This window comes from Paraburkholderia sp. CI3, assembly GCF_050436505.1.
Classification (GTDB): Bacteria; Pseudomonadota; Gammaproteobacteria; order Burkholderiales; family Burkholderiaceae; genus Paraburkholderia; species Paraburkholderia tuberum.
Genome location: NZ_JBNDMI010000002.1, coordinates 560,443 through 574,689 on the forward strand (window position 1 = coordinate 560,443; position 14,247 = coordinate 574,689).

Annotated in this window: 12 protein-coding genes and 1 pseudogene; 5 read left to right on the top strand and 8 right to left on the bottom strand. The window is 63.1% G+C overall.

Annotated features, from left to right (window positions below; genetic code table 11):
* Positions 1–10: 10 nt before the first annotated feature.
* The 3 genes from OKW29_RS05445 to OKW29_RS05455 form a co-directional block, all read right to left on the bottom strand.
* A complete protein-coding gene (locus OKW29_RS05445) occupies positions 11–1,558 on the bottom strand; it encodes a methyl-accepting chemotaxis protein (protein ID WP_429290738.1) in 1,548 nt (515 codons plus the stop codon).
* A gap of 61 nt (positions 1,559–1,619) precedes the next feature.
* The gene (gene dctA / locus OKW29_RS05450) at positions 1,620–2,990 is read right to left on the bottom strand and encodes a C4-dicarboxylate transporter DctA (protein WP_429290258.1); all 1,371 of its coding nucleotides are present in this window, start codon (positions 2,988–2,990) and stop codon (positions 1,620–1,622) included.
* A 144-nt stretch (positions 2,991–3,134) separates the two neighbouring features.
* Positions 3,135–4,301, bottom strand: a complete 1,167-nt coding sequence (locus OKW29_RS05455) for a mandelate racemase/muconate lactonizing enzyme family protein (protein WP_184069617.1) — start codon at positions 4,299–4,301, stop codon at positions 3,135–3,137.
* Between the two features lie 179 nt (positions 4,302–4,480).
* On the opposite strand from OKW29_RS05455, the gene OKW29_RS05460 reads away from it, so the two are divergent.
* Positions 4,481–5,377, top strand: coding sequence for a LysR substrate-binding domain-containing protein (locus OKW29_RS05460; RefSeq protein WP_429290739.1), 897 nt, complete (start codon positions 4,481–4,483; stop codon positions 5,375–5,377).
* Between the two features lie 16 nt (positions 5,378–5,393).
* Positions 5,394–5,558: pseudogene (locus tag OKW29_RS05465) on the top strand (chemotaxis protein); the annotation flags it as partial.
* A gap of 114 nt (positions 5,559–5,672) precedes the next feature.
* Here the strand turns inward: OKW29_RS05465 and OKW29_RS05470 are convergent.
* From OKW29_RS05470 to OKW29_RS05480, 3 genes are all read right to left on the bottom strand, one after another.
* Positions 5,673–6,518 carry a GNAT family N-acetyltransferase gene (locus tag OKW29_RS05470; RefSeq protein ID WP_429290259.1) on the bottom strand — a complete coding sequence of 282 codons (846 nt, stop codon included), beginning with the start codon at positions 6,516–6,518 and terminating at the stop codon, positions 5,673–5,675.
* 33 nt (positions 6,519–6,551) lie between these two features.
* The gene (locus OKW29_RS05475; RefSeq protein WP_429290260.1) at positions 6,552–6,881 is read right to left on the bottom strand and encodes a hypothetical protein; all 330 of its coding nucleotides are present in this window, start codon (positions 6,879–6,881) and stop codon (positions 6,552–6,554) included.
* Positions 6,882–6,948: 67 nt separating this feature from the next.
* Positions 6,949–8,256 (bottom strand): tryptophan leader peptide, encoded by a 1,308-nt coding sequence (locus tag OKW29_RS05480; protein ID WP_429290261.1) that lies wholly within the window; start codon positions 8,254–8,256, stop codon positions 6,949–6,951.
* A 413-nt stretch (positions 8,257–8,669) separates the two neighbouring features.
* Here OKW29_RS05480 and OKW29_RS05485 point away from each other — a divergent pair, with 413 nt between their 5' ends.
* Both OKW29_RS05485 and OKW29_RS05490 read left to right on the top strand, forming a co-directional pair.
* Positions 8,670–9,155 carry an adenosine-specific kinase gene (locus OKW29_RS05485; protein ID WP_429290262.1) on the top strand — a complete coding sequence of 162 codons (486 nt, stop codon included), beginning with the start codon at positions 8,670–8,672 and terminating at the stop codon, positions 9,153–9,155.
* 51 nt (positions 9,156–9,206) lie between these two features.
* Positions 9,207–10,109 carry an ATP adenylyltransferase family protein gene (locus OKW29_RS05490; protein ID WP_429290263.1) on the top strand — a complete coding sequence of 301 codons (903 nt, stop codon included), beginning with the start codon at positions 9,207–9,209 and terminating at the stop codon, positions 10,107–10,109.
* Positions 10,110–10,151: 42 nt separating this feature from the next.
* Here the strand turns inward: OKW29_RS05490 and OKW29_RS05495 are convergent, their stop codons facing one another.
* The gene (locus OKW29_RS05495) at positions 10,152–11,804 is read right to left on the bottom strand and encodes an FAD-dependent oxidoreductase (RefSeq protein ID WP_429290264.1); all 1,653 of its coding nucleotides are present in this window, start codon (positions 11,802–11,804) and stop codon (positions 10,152–10,154) included.
* Between the two features lie 282 nt (positions 11,805–12,086).
* Here OKW29_RS05495 and OKW29_RS05500 point away from each other — a divergent pair, with 282 nt between their 5' ends.
* Positions 12,087–12,794 carry a DUF4410 domain-containing protein gene (locus OKW29_RS05500; protein WP_429290265.1) on the top strand — a complete coding sequence of 236 codons (708 nt, stop codon included), beginning with the start codon at positions 12,087–12,089 and terminating at the stop codon, positions 12,792–12,794.
* A gap of 18 nt (positions 12,795–12,812) precedes the next feature.
* Here OKW29_RS05500 and OKW29_RS05505 read toward each other — a convergent pair whose 3' ends face one another.
* A complete protein-coding gene (locus OKW29_RS05505; protein ID WP_429290266.1) occupies positions 12,813–14,042 on the bottom strand; it encodes a YeeE/YedE family protein in 1,230 nt (409 codons plus the stop codon).
* Positions 14,043–14,247 lie beyond the last annotated feature (205 nt).

The window sequence follows — 14,247 nt, forward strand, 5'->3', positions numbered from 1 at the left end:
TAGCGCGGCATCAGGACAGGGACGCAAAGCGAAATCGACCCGCCGCCTTCGTCAACAGACCGGTCTGCTCGGTCAGCGACGCGGCCGCGGCGGCTGCCTGCTCGACCAGCGCGGCATTTTGCTGCGACATCTGGTCCATCTGCGTAATCGCCCGATTGACTTCCTCGATGCCATCGCTCTGTTCGGCCGAGGCCGTCGCGATGTCGCTCATGATCGACGTGACGCGGCTGACGGCCGTCTGTACTTCGCCCATGGTCTCACCGGCCCGACCGACCAGGCGCGAACCGTCCGCGACGCGGGCCGTCGAGGCGTCGATAAGCTCCTTGATTTCCTTCGCCGCTGTCGCTGAGCGCTGGGCGAGATTGCGCACCTCGCCAGCGACGACGGCAAAGCCACGTCCTTCCTCTCCGGCGCGAGCAGCCTCGACAGCCGCATTCAACGCAAGGATGTTGGTTTGAAAGGCGATGCCTTCGATCACGCCAATGATCTCGCCCATCCTCTTCGCACCGTCGTGAATGTCGCTCATCGCGGCGATGACCTGACGCACCACGTCCGCACCCGCACCGGCCGTCGTCTTCGTCGCGTCGGCCAGCTCGCGCGCTTCACGCGCATGCGCGGCGTTCTCCGTGACGGCATTGGTGAGTTGCTCAATGCTCGCCGCCGTTTCCTCGATGGACGCCGCCTGCGTCTCGGTGCGCGCCGACAGGTCCGCGTTGCCGGCCGAGATCTGCTGGGTCGCGGATGCGATCGACTCGCTGCCGCGCGCGATCTGTTCGATCATCGTGCCGATGTCCTTCTGCATCTGCCCGACGCTTCTGACGAGGCGACCCATTTCGTCATCACTGTCGAAGCGCAATTGCTGCGACATGTCACCCTGAGCGAGTCGCTCGACATGGCGCACCGTCATATCGATCGGGCGCGCAATTGCGCGAAGCAGCGTGAAACCGCAGGTGACGCAGGTCAGAAGACCGACGGCGATCGCGATTCCGGTAATTGTCACGAGGGTGTCATACCGGTCCTGTGCCGTCTTGTAACGCACATTGCCCTGCTCGTTGCGAAACTTGTCCAGAGCCGCGGTTTTCTGCGTGAGAGCCGCCGACAGCGGTGGCATCACGACCATCGCATCGTGGTCGGCGGCTTCATGGTCGCCACGGCTCATCGCGTCCATCATCGGCTCGAGTCCGCCATGCAGCATCGCTTCACGGGCGTCGGCCACGGCCTTCGACAAGGCCGCCTCGGCCTCGGAAACGGGCAGTGCGCGGTACTCTTTCCAGGCCTTGTCGGAGACCGCAAGATAGTTGCGCGCCTTATCGATGAGCGCGGCTCTGTCCGCTGCTTCCGGGTGCAGCAGCACGCGGTCGAGCGTGGTACGCACTACCGTCAGGTTCAGGTTGGACCTGCCGAGCGCGGTAGCGGCAGCCACGTCGTTCGTGTACGCCTGCGCAACGGCATGGTTTGAACCACGCATGCCGGCGATCCCCAGCACGCCGTTCACCGTCAGCAGGATCCCGAGCAAGGTGAGTGTGGCGAGAAGGCGGAACTTGATGGTCAGTTTCATGCTGAATTCGGTGGAGTGAGATATCTCTGCATTAACGGCACCCACCCGGAAAAGTTCAGTTCTAGCGATGATTCGGCGAGCCGTCGAGAACCGCGGCGGCTTCGGTCGTCGGTGCCGGCGGGATCGCCGGTTGCGCGGCAGGACCAGGTGTGTGGAAGTGAGGCGTATTGTCGCGATCCAGCACCGCGCGCGCCAGCTTCCTGTCGAGTTGCCCCTCCCAGCGAGCGACGACGACGGTGGCAACGCCATTGCCGATCAGGTTCGTGACTGCGCGCGCCTCGTTGAGAAAGCGGTCCACGCCGAGCAGCAGCACGAGGCCTTCCACGGGAATCTTGTGCATCGAGGCGAGCGTCGCGGCCAGTGCGACGAATCCCGCCCCGGCCACGCCCGCAGAGCCCTTCGACGTGAGCAGCAGTACGCCGAGCACGAGCAACTGGTCCCAGATGCTCAGGTGGACGTTCATCGCCTGGGCGATGAACAAGGCCGCCATCGTCAGATAAATCGCCGTTCCATCGGCATTGAACGTGTAGCCGGTGGGCAAGACCATGCCGACCACTGGGCGAGCGCAGCCCAGCGCCTCCAGCTTGATCAGCATCTGCGGCAACACCGCTTCCGTCGACGCCGTGCCGAGCGTAATCAGAATCTCGTCCCTGATGTAGCGGAGAAACTTCCACAGCGATAGCCCGCACATTTTCATGACGAGGCCGAGCACGACGAACACGAAGAAGAACGAAGTCAGATACAGACAAAGCATCAACTCGCCGAACGATGCCAGGGTGCCGATGCCGTATTTGCCGATGGTGAAGGCCATGCCCCCGAACGCGCCGATCGGAGCAACGTACATGACGATTCGCACGACGCCGAACATTCCTTGAAGGAACATGTCGAGCATGTCGACGAATGGCGCGGCACGAGGTCCGAGCTTTGCCAGTGAGATGGCGAGCAGGACTGAAAAGAAAATGATGGGAAGCATCTCGCCTTTGGCGAATGCCCCGACGATGCTATTCGGAACAATGCTCATGAAGAAGTCGAGCATGCCGTGTTGCTGCGCCGCGTGCGTGTAGGTCGAAATCGCAGCGGCATCGATCTGCGAGGGATCGATGTTCATTCCGCTGCCGGGTTTGATGACATTGACGACCACCATTCCCGCTATGAGCGCAATGGTCGACGCCAGTTCGAAATACAGGAGGGCTTTCACGCCAACCCGGCCCGCTTGATGAAGGTCGTTCATGCGCGCAATCCCGACCACGACCGATGCAAAGATGATCGGTGCAAGCAGCATCCGGATCAGCTTGATGAACAGGTCGCCCAGCGGTTTCATCTGCGAGGCGAGCTCGGGGTAGAAGTGGCCGAGCAGGACACCGGCCACAATCCCGATGAGGACCTGAACGTACAGCTTGGAAAGTGCTCTTCTTACTTTCGATACTGGCATGTCTGTCTCCTGTGCACGGCGTCTTCAAAGGGAAAATGCGGCCCTCCCACGCAGCAGCGTGGAAAGGCCGCATTGAGCCGGCTTCGTTCCGTCTTTATATGAGCCATTCAACCGGGAATACTGGTCGGTGCCGTTGCGCGCGCGTTATTCAGCCAACTTGCGCATCTCGGCGATGAGGTCGGATTTGCCTTCGAAGCCGATGCCGGGCAGCTCCGGCATCGTGATATATCCGTTCTCGACGCGAACGCCGTCGGGGAAGCCGCCGTATGGCTGGAACAGGTCCGGGTACGATTCGTTGCCGCCAAGTCCGAGGCCCGCCGCGATGTTCAGCGACATCTGGTGCCCGCCGTGGGGAATACAACGGCTGCGCGACCAGCCATGCTGATGCAGCATGTCGAGCGTTCGCAGATATTCAACGAGGCCGTAGCTCAACGCGCAATCGAATTGCAGCCAGTCGCGATCGGGGCGCATGCCGCCGTAGCGGATCAGGTTGCGAGCATCCTGCATCGAGAACAGGTTTTCGCCAGTTGCCATCGGCTTGTCATAGTAGTTGCGCAGCGTCGCCTGCAACTCGAAGTCGAGCGGGTCGCCCGCCTCTTCGTACCAGAACAGGTCGTACTGCGACAGGGCCTTCGCATACCTGATCGCCGTATCGAGGTCGAAGCGGCCATTGGCATCGACCGCGAGCTTCTGGCCGTCCTGCAGCACGCTGAGGATCGAGTCGATGCGTCGCAGGTCTTCGTCGAGCGAGGCACCGCCGATTTTCTTCTTCACGACTGTGTAGCCCCGGTCGATGTAGCTGCGCATCTCATCCTTGAGCTTTTCGTGGTCCTGGCCCGGATAGTAGTAGCCGCCCGCCGCGTAGACGAAGATCTTGCGGTTGGCCTGGCCATTGCCGTACCGTTGCGCGAGGAGCTGAAACAGCGGTTTGCCCGCGATCTTCGCCACCGCGTCCCAGACGGCCATGTCGATCGTGCCGATGGCGACGGACCGCTCACCGTGGCCACCGGGCTTCTCGTTGATGAACATCGTCGCCCAGATCTTGTGGGGATCGAGGTTGTCGCCGGAGTCGTCGACCAGCGAGGCAGGGGCGGCCTCGAGCAGGCGCGGAATGAAGCGCTCGCGCATCAGCTTGCCCTGGCCGTAACGGCCGTTCGAGTTGAAGCCGTAGCCGATCACCGGCTTGCCGTCGCGAATGACGTCCGTGACGACCGCGACGAGACTCGAGGTCATTTTGCTGAAGTCGATGTAGGCGTTCCGGATCGGGGAACTGATCGGAACGGTTTTTTCGCGGATTTCAACGATTCTCACGCCACTGTCTCCAGAGATTTGAACAGTTATTGAGCCACCCCGGCTTCAATGTGATACATAGCTTAGCCGCGAAAGAGCTTGCTAGAATTCACTTACGTTCACTACATATTTCACCAAAAGTGAGTACTGCTCCCGCATCCGACTTTGAGTTCTTCATTCTCCTGGCGAAACTCAGGAGCATGTCCGGCGCCGCCCGGGCGCTCGATCTGAGTCCGCCAGCGGCGACCAAGCGGCTGGGGATCATCGAGCAGCGGCTCGGCGCGCGTCTGGTCAACCGGACCACGCGCAGCGTCAGCCTGACACCCGAGGGCGAGACCTATCTGCGCTACGCGTCCCAGATCGTCGGGCAGGTCCGCGAGATGGAGGAGGCCATATCCGGCGCCAGACGCGATCCGCATGGGCCGTTGCGCATCAACGCGACGCTCGGTTTTGGCAGGACGACCATCGCACCGCTCGTCTCTGACTTCGCAAAGCGTTTTCCGAATGTCGAAGTTCAGTTCGAGGTGACGGACCGGCCGGTCGATCTCGTCGAAGGGGCCTTCGACATGGCGATACGGTTCGGCGAGCTACCCGACAGTCGCCTGAGCGCGAGGCGCATCATGAGCAATCGCCGCTTTCTTTGCGCGTCCCCGAAATATCTGGAACGTTCTGGAACGCCCGAGCGGGTGGAGGACCTGCACCAGCATCGCTGCATCATTCATCGGCAGAACGATGACGCTTATGGCGTGTGGCGCTACATCGTGAACGACCACATCGAGGCGATCAAGGTGAAAGGCGCGCTATCGAGCAATGACGGCGACATTGTCCTTCGGTGGGCGCTCGACGGTCATGGGATTCTGATTCGCTCTGAATGGGATCTGGCCAAGTATGTACAGAGCGGGCGCCTTAAGCTGGTGCTGCCGAATACCGTGCTGCCGTCCGCGGACCTGTTCGTCTATTACCCAAGGCAGCGCAATCAGACCGCGCGGGCGCGCGCCTTCATCGACTTCCTCGTCGATCATTTTCACGCACCGTTCACACCGGTCGACGCCGCCGTCGAAGTTCCGGAAAGGAAGAAGAGGGTCTCGCGAAAGTGACGTTCATGTCGCGAGGACAGCGCTCGTGAAAAACCGCCGCAAGAATGGTGACCATTACTGGGTATGCGCGAACGTCACACCGGTGATTGAAGGCGGCAAGACCGTCGGCTATCTGAGCGTTCGTACCAAGCCTTCGCGAGACGAAGTGAAGCTTGCCGAGTCGACCTACGCACAGATGCGTGAGTCGTCGCTTGCGGTCGCTCGATAATCGTTCCCTTTCGGGGCGGACCGCCCGAATCGTAGTGGAGGTCTAGCGCATCACCGCGGGTTTTTTCCAGCGGCTCGATCTTTGCAGTCAACCTAGTTCGAACGAACTCACCCCGAACACGCGTTGCACGGGAATGGCCGGCGGGGTGCGAGTGTACATTCGCGCCGTTTCGAACGCGCTAACCATGCCGTAGCGTTCAGCGAGCGCTACGGCGGCCGCGTTGACCTCCGGGACGTCGAACGCGATGACTTCGCCTGCGACGCTCGCGACCAGTCCGTCGAACAGATCATTGGCAATCCGTGCGTCGTCGGCAAAGAGCGGACCGATCTTGTAGCCGGTCCCGCAACGGCGCAGCACGCCGTACCCCCTTATCTGAGCGTTGCGCACATCCGCCAGGGCCCGCGCCTGTGGTTGCGCGATCCAGTCCGCCAGGAAGCGGGGACGGGCGGTCGAAAAACATGCGCTGTCGTAGGCAACCAGTTGCGCGAAGGGTACCTCCCGCGCGTTCGTCAGGTTTGGCGTCGACGCAGCTTGCACGACGCCCTGGAAGCGGATGTTGCGATAGGCGAGCTGGAAACCGGATTTTTGATAGTTCTGCTGCTGGGCAACGACACCATCGAGGCCGATCGTACGATCTCCCAGATAGCGCATCGCGTGCTGCCAGGTGCGCAGACCGAAACCCCTGGCGCGAAACGCCGGCTTGACGATGTAGAGGCCAATGAAACCGAAGCGCTCATCGTAGGCGACTGCCGAGATACATGCCACCGGCTCCCCACGCCAGGTACCGACGAAAAAGCCATTGGGGTCTGCATTCCAGAAGCACCTCGCGTCGTCGAGGCCCGGATTCCACCCCTCTGCCGCAGCCCATTCGACTGCCAGATCGACCTCGCGGAACGCCATGTTGCGCACAAGGAAATCGTCACGATCATCCATGATCAAATGCATCAACGTGATTGGCTACAACGTCTACGCAGGTGTGAAGACGACAGCGCCATGCTCGGCAACTTGCGCGAAGGTCCGAGCGAAGCGGTAGGTCTGTCCTTCAATGACCAACTGGTTGAATCCTGACCGCGTGGTCTCCAGAAGCGCGTGGACCAGCTTGTTCGGAATGGCCGCGCAGCTTATCCAGTCCGCGTCTGGCTCGCCAGGATCACCAAGGTAGACTTCGCAATTTTCGCCTTGAGAGAGCACCAAAATCAGGCTCTTTCCTTTGTCTAGCGAAAGCTCCAGGTACTCTGAAAGCGTAGATACCGCCTCGGTCGCTACATCGAGCGGGTCGCGAGAGGAAGAGTTCATAAGTGGCCTTTGTGGGTCGGGCGTGGGGTCCAAATAGGTAACACGACATGGCACACCTGGAAGACGATCAGACCGGCAACTGGCCGGGCGCACCATCCAGAATGCGAAGCTTGTCGTCGATGTCGGGAAGCTGATGGCCAGCCGCGCGAAGCTCGTTGACAAGCCGATGCGCAGTTGCGCAACACTGCGCAAGCGTCTCATGCAGTCGCGGTTCGCCCCGCAGACCGGTCACCACCTTTTCCAGCTCGGAGGGGGGCTCGCTTAGCAGGGCGGGAACCACCTCTTCCGGCGGGATCAGCGATCCGTGGCTCAAAAGCTGGGCCGTCCACTCGCATCCATACAGCAGCGTCCGTCGCTCAGCCCGTTTCGCTTCTTCCTGCTCCAGAGTCGCGAGACTGTGTCGGTTCTTGTGAATCGAAGCGCGCCAGGTCGCAAGTATGTCGGCGCGCAACGCTGCAATTGCATTGCCGAGCGACGTGCTCTGTCCGCCAACGACGAGCCGGCGTTCGTCAAGCCTGTCGACGTGGTCCCGGTATCCTTCGAGGAAGGGCTGCCAGTTCAAGGGCAATTCGGTCGTCTCGGAGAACGACCGGCTAGTCTCATTGAGCTCGGTCCTGATGTCCTCGATGGCCCGAGCGTCGGCAAGCCGTGCCTCATAGACCTCGTGAGCCGTCACCATCTGGCGATGAAGGGCGAAAAGGGGATTCTTGTGGCGGCGTTGCAGGTGTCGCTCGGCGGCGCCGGGATGAGCGCTCCATCTCCAGTTGGGCAGCGATTTCGCGTCGAAGTCGACCGCGTCTATCATGGGCCGGAATACCGCCAGCCCCTCTTCGGTTGCATGCTGAAAACAGTCGGCCAGTTTGAAGTCGTTGCCTTGCAGGTCGGTGCCTTCATTCCCGGCATAAGGCGAGTCCGGTGCGAGCCGGAGAAAAGCAGTGGCGAGGAAAAACTCCATGGGTAGCTCGACGGACAGACCCTCCAGTCGGAAGGTGCGCTGTTGAGCGGAAAGGTCCTCGACAGAATGCGCGAGGCGGTTTTCGAGGTCGAGGAGCGAGTCGATCTTGTCGCCGGACGACGGTTGCATCGCGCCGGCGAGCAGGCACAAAGACTCACGCACCATTTTTGCCGCGATCGTGCCGTGCTTCTCGGCGAAAAGCCACAACCAGAGGGCAAGCTGATACCCCCGGACTCCGTTTCGCGCGAGCGTTTCGACTTCGGGCGCAAAAGTAATTCCAGGCGCGGCCCAGTTCGCAAACGGTGGCGAGTCGCTGCCCAGGTACATATCCAGAAGCTGCTTCAACGACTCATGCGTGCCGCTCGGCCAGCTTCGCGTCTCGTCGTACCGCTTCTCGGTCTTCCAAAGTTTCCAGGCCATCGTGAACCTCGCAAGAGTGTGCGGGATGCGGCTTGGTGAAGATACTTGCACACTCGGTCGGGGGCGTAAACCGGCGGTTGACCTTGTTGACCCGGAGAGCTTGCCGCGGTGCGATGGGGTTTAAAGCGGGTCAAAACGCTATGAGGATGGATCGGCTTTTGGTCGATCAGTGCCGCCATAAGCCAGGCTTTCTCTGCCTGCTCGATCCTGGACTGGCGCGACTCGGAAGCGGTGTCAGGGCGCATTCGAATCCCGCGGCTCGTGGTCGGTCGAGGTTTCGCTCACGCGCGGTTAGTACTAGGCTAGAAGCCGGATCGACGAAGACCGGCTGACGCGCGAACCATCCACGGTCGCGTTGGCCCGTGTTCGACGTGTTTTCATCGGCGTGTTGCCGCAATGGAGCGAGGTCCACCATGCAATTGTCCGCCGTCAAGGTCGTCAAGCCCGAAGCGACCAACTTCATTCTCGGGCAAAGTCACTTCATCAAATCTGTCGAGGATATTCACGAGGCCATGGTGGGCACGGTGCCCGGCATCAAGTTCGGTCTCGCGTTTTGCGAGGCTTCCGGCAAGCGCCTCGTGCGGCGCTCCGGCACGGACGAAAGCCTCGTCGAGATGGCATGCCAGAACGCAACCAACGTCGGCGCCGGCCATAGCTTCTTCGTGTTTCTGGGCGACGGCTTTTTCCCCGTCAACGTGCTGAACACGATCAAGGCCGTGCCGGAAGTCTGCCGCATCTTCTGCGCAACGGCGAATCCCGTCGAAGTGTTGATCGCCGAAACAGATCAGGGGCGAGGCATCGTCGGCGTGATCGATGGTTTTTCGCCGGTCGGCACGGAAAGCGCGGAAGACGTTCAATGGCGCAAGGATCTTTTGCGCACGATAGGCTACAAGCTGTAGCGGCTGCGCTTTCACCCGCTTCACGCACGCCGCCACGCCTGCCGACATGCTATGGAACGACAACGACGCCTGATTCCGGGCACGCTGTGGCCCGCCGTTGTGCGACAGACCGGACATGCGCTGAGCTGCGGCGCGCTGCGACCGATCGACACGCAACAGTCCGTGATCGACAGCGGCGGCATCCGCTTTCTCGTGCGTCAGGTGTCGAGCCTGACGCGCAAGGAACAGCAACGGGAGCAAACGCGAAAGCTGCAGACGGCAAAGCACCCTCAGGCGAACCCATTTCTTCCCTATGAGCCGGATCTGTTCGTCGCCGACATCTCCGATACTCACCTCGCGTTGCTGAATAAGTTCAACGTGATCGATCATCATCTGCTGATCGTCACGCGCGAATTCGAACGGCAGGAAGCGCTGCTCGATCTTGCCGATTTCGAAGCGCTGCTCGCGTGCATGGCCGAATTCGACGGCATCGGCTTTTACAACGCCGGCACGCAGGCGGGCGCGAGCCAGCCGCACAAGCACCTGCAGATCGTGCCGCTGCCGCTCGGGGAAGCCGATCCGTCCGTGCCTGTCGAGCCCTTGCTCGGTGCGGAGAACGGCTTGGCGCATCTGCCGTTTCGGCATGCGTTCGCACGCTTTCACGCCGATGATCTGGCTCGCGCGGATGCGCCGAAGCTGGCGCTTTCCCGCTATCGCACGCTGCTCGACGCGGCGGATATCGGCGCGCTCGAAATCGACCGTGCCTGCTGTCATGCGACGCCCTACAACCTGCTGGTCACGCGGCGCTGGATGTTGCTCGTGCCGAGATCGCAAGAGCGAGTCGAAGGCGTGTCGGTCAACGCGCTCGGCTTTGCGGGTTCGCTGTTCGTGCGCGATGCGGCTCAGCTGGATGTGATCGAAAGGCTCGGCCCGATGACGGTATTGGAACGCGTCGCGCTGCCTGCGAATACATAGCGGCCGCGCAACCCGATCGCGCAGCAGACTCACGCGACGAACTCAAGCTCCGTCCGACTGCAAATACCTGTGCGCGAAAGCAATCGCCATGCTGCCCTCGCCGACGGCCGAAGCGACGCGCTTCACAGGACTCAGTCTCACGTCTCCGCACGCGAACACGCCAGCCACGCTGGATTCGAGCAGAGAAGGATCGCGCTGATGCGACCAGCGTCCGGCCTTGACGACGTCATCGCCGGTCAGAACGTAGCCGCGCACATCGCGCGCGATTTCGGGCGGCAGCCACTCCGTCTGCGCATCCGCTCCGATGAAGACGAACAGACCGCCGCAGTCGTGTCGGCTCACTGCGTCGCTCGTCGAATCGCGAACGGTGATGGCCGTCAAATGCGTATCGCCATGCGCGCCGACGACTTCGGAGCGCAGCCGCACCGCGACATTCGATTTGCCCGCTAGCTGTTCGACGAGATAGCGCGACATGCCCTTTTCGAGCGAATCGCCGCGCACGACGAGCGTCACGCTGCGCGCGTGATTGGCGAAGTACAACGCCGCCTGGCCGGCCGAATTGCCGCCGCCGATCAGATGGACATCGAGGCCGTGCGTCGCGCTCGCTTCGCTGCGCGCCGCGCCGTAGTAAATCCCCTTGCCGATAAAGCGGTCGAAGCCGTCGATCGCAAGCCGCCGCCACGTGACGCCCGTCGCGAGAATGATGGTTCGAGCGTGCACGGCGTCGCCGCCGTCGAGATGAATCCGCCGCGCCTGCACATCGATGCGCTCGACCGAGCGCGTCACGAGGATCTCCGCGCCGAGCCGCCGTGCCTGTTGCAGCGCGCGGCTCGCGAGTTCGTCGCCGGAAACACCATTGGGAAAGCCGAGATAATTTTCGATGCGCGAGGACGTGCCCGCCTGTCCGCCCGGCGCCTCGCGCTCCAGCACCAGCGTGCGCAGACCTTCCGACGCGCCGTATACCGCGGCAGCCAGCCCCGCGGGGCCGCCGCCGATGATCGCCGTGTCGTATCCGGCCAGACGCGGCTGCGTCTGGAGGCCGAGCAGTCCCGCAAGCTCGCGGGTCGCGGGCCGCCTCAGCACCGTGCCGTCGACGAGGCGCAACGCGGGGCACTCGCCTTCCGTCGGACACGTGCCAGGCCAGCGCGCGGCCAATTCGGGCGCATCCGGCGCCAGCCAGTCGACGCTGATCTGATTGCGCGCGAGGAACTGACGCAGCAGCGTGCACGCATTGTCCCAACGGTTGCCGACGATCGTCACGCGCGCCTTCGGCGGCTCGGCGGAAAGGCTTTGCAGCCCGCCGATGCGTTCGCGCGCGAGCGCGCCCATCTTGAACGCCACGTCGGGCGACGCCGCCGCGAGCGCATAGTATTGCGGCGCGTCGACCCGCATCACGCGCGAAGGCTCGGCCGCTCGATACGCGCCCGGAAACGGTGAGCTCAGCGCGAGCGGCACTTCGCCGAAGATCGTGCCGGGCAGACGCCAGCCCAAGGTTCGCTCGATGCCGTCGAACGTCTTGATGACTTCCATCTTGCCCGACAGCACGGCGTATAACGCGCGCTCGCCGCCTTCATGGACCGCGAACTCGCCCGCGCATAGATGCAGGTCGGCGCACGCGTGCACGAGGATTTCCAGTTCGCTGTCGGGAAGGGTCGAGAACAGCGGCACGGCGCGGATGTCGTCGATCGTCAGCATGGCTTGGTTTTCCGTTCTGTCAGGCAGATGACGCAACGCGCGGTCCACCGGGTTTCAGGGGCGTCATGTCGGACGATTGGACTCGTGCAAACGGATGTGCAGACAAGGCGCGAAGTCAGCAACCGCACCGACCCAGTATAGGATTTTCAGATCGCGATGCAGACGATCAAGCCATGGGTGCGCTTCTGAAAGACCTAAGCTGGATGAACGGCCGCGATATGAATGCCGTATTTCGTCGCTGCCATGCAACTAGTACCCAGGCGATCAGCGTGGAGGTGCGCAATGGTGTTGCGATGGGTGCGAATGGTATGTCTGGCGACGTACGTGTGTGCCAGCGCGCAAGGATGTCTGGCCGCGGATTCGTCGGCAGCGCTCGCGGCTCCTGTCGCGCCGCCGGTCGTCTATGTCTCCGATTTCGATCTCGACGCCGCGAACATCGCCCCTGACAGCGGGCCAGGCCACCGCGCGCGAGGCATCCTGGACAATCTCGTGCCTGAGGGCCCGCTGCGTCAGCAGCAGGATCCGCAGGCGCGTGCGCGAGACATGGTTGCGCTGATGGCGCAATCTCTGACGGACGATCTGAAGAAGGCCGGAGTAGACGCGCGCCGCGTCACGCCGGGTGAACCGCTGCCCCACGGCGGCTGGCAGGTGCGCGGCGTTTTTCTCAGTGTCGATGAGGGTAATCGGCTGCGTCGCGCGATGGTGGGTATGGGCGCGGGCCAAAGCCAGTTTCAGGTCGCGGTTTCCTGCGATAACCTGGCTACGCCGGAGTTACCGCCGCTCTATCAAACTGTTGAAGAGGGGGCGAGCAGGGATATGCCGGGCGCGGTGATCAAGCTCAACCCTTACGTGATCGCCGCGAAGGTCGTTCTGTCCGGCCGCGATGAAAAGACGGCGGTCAGGAAAAGCGCGGAGCAGATCGCTGACGAACTCGCGCGACGGCTTCAGACGGGTGCAAGGGAGGCCGGCAGCGCAGCCCCCGCCCGATAGGCGGCCGAAGCCGCCCGCTCAGCAGCCCGTCTGCTTGACGCGCTCGACCGCGAGGCCGAACAGCGGACGCAGCTTCGTGCCGACCACGTTGCCCAAAAATGCCGAGACGAGCCACAGCCAGCCGTGCAGGCTGCCCGACACGATGCCGCTGAAGTACGCGCCGATATTGCAGCCGTACGCGAGGCGTGCGCCGTAGCCGAGAATCAGTCCGCCGATGATTGCCGCGATCAGCGAGCGCAGCGGGAGACGCCACACCGGCGCATAGCGGCCGGCGAGCGAAGCGGCAACCATCGCGCCGATCACGATGCCGATGTCCATGACCGACTTCACGTCGTGGCTGATCGGTGCGGCAAGGGCGGCCGCGTTCGGGCCGGTGCTCCACACATGCCAGCTCGCGACGTCGACGCCCATCGCGGAGAACGCCTTCGCGCCCCACAGCGCGAACGCCGACGTGACGCCCCACGGATGGCCCGACAGCGCGAGCGTCGCGAAGTTGAGGATCGCGAGCACGACGCCGCCGGCGAGGAGCGGCCACGGGCCATGCAGCCACGGCGATGCGTTCGGGGCTCGATCCACGTCGCTGACGAGACGGCCGTGACGGCGCTTTTCGATCAGCACGGTCAGCGCGGCGATGGCCGCGAACACCACGAGGTTCAGCGCGATCGCCGGGCCGACGCCGAGCGTCTGCACGAGCGAGATCGGCGGCAGATGCGGCAGCGCGGACCAGAACGGCATGTGCGCGGTGCCGATCACCGAGCCGATGATGAACGCGATCAGCGTGACCACCATCCGTGTGCTGCCGCCGCCGACCGTATACAGCGTGCCGGAGGCGCAGCCGCCGCCGAGCTGCATGCCGATGCCGAACATGAACGCGCCGATCAGGACCGACGTGCCGACGGGCGACACTTCGCCGACGACCGGATGACCGAATAGCGTGCCGGCGGAAAGCGCGGGGAAGAACAGCAGCACGCCGATCGCGAGCATCAGCATCTGCGCGCGCAGGCCGGCGCCGCGGCCGTCGGCGATGAACACGCGCCATGCGGACGTGAAGCCGAACGCGGCGTGATAGAGCGTGACGCCGAGCAGCGCGCCGAGGACGTACAGCGCGGCCTGTTTCACGCTGACGGTCTGCGCGAGATAGATCGCGCCGAGCACGACCAGCGCGAGCGCGAGCGCGACGGCGAGCGGCTTCGGATTGATGTTGACGAGACGGCGGGGCGCGCTGAACGGCGTAGAGAGATCGGACATGGTGAGCAGGGCGGGCACGCTTGTCGCGCGAGGGCGGCACGCCTATGAAACGGCGGTCGCTGCGCGGGAGGAGGGCCGCGAATAATCGTTTTTGGGAAAGCTCGCGAGTATACCGAAATGCCGCGTTGCGGCTGTTGCCCAGCAAGGTTCGCGCTGCTCGATGGCAACTCCGGGCGCGCACGGTGCCGCCAGGCTGCAAGGCCCG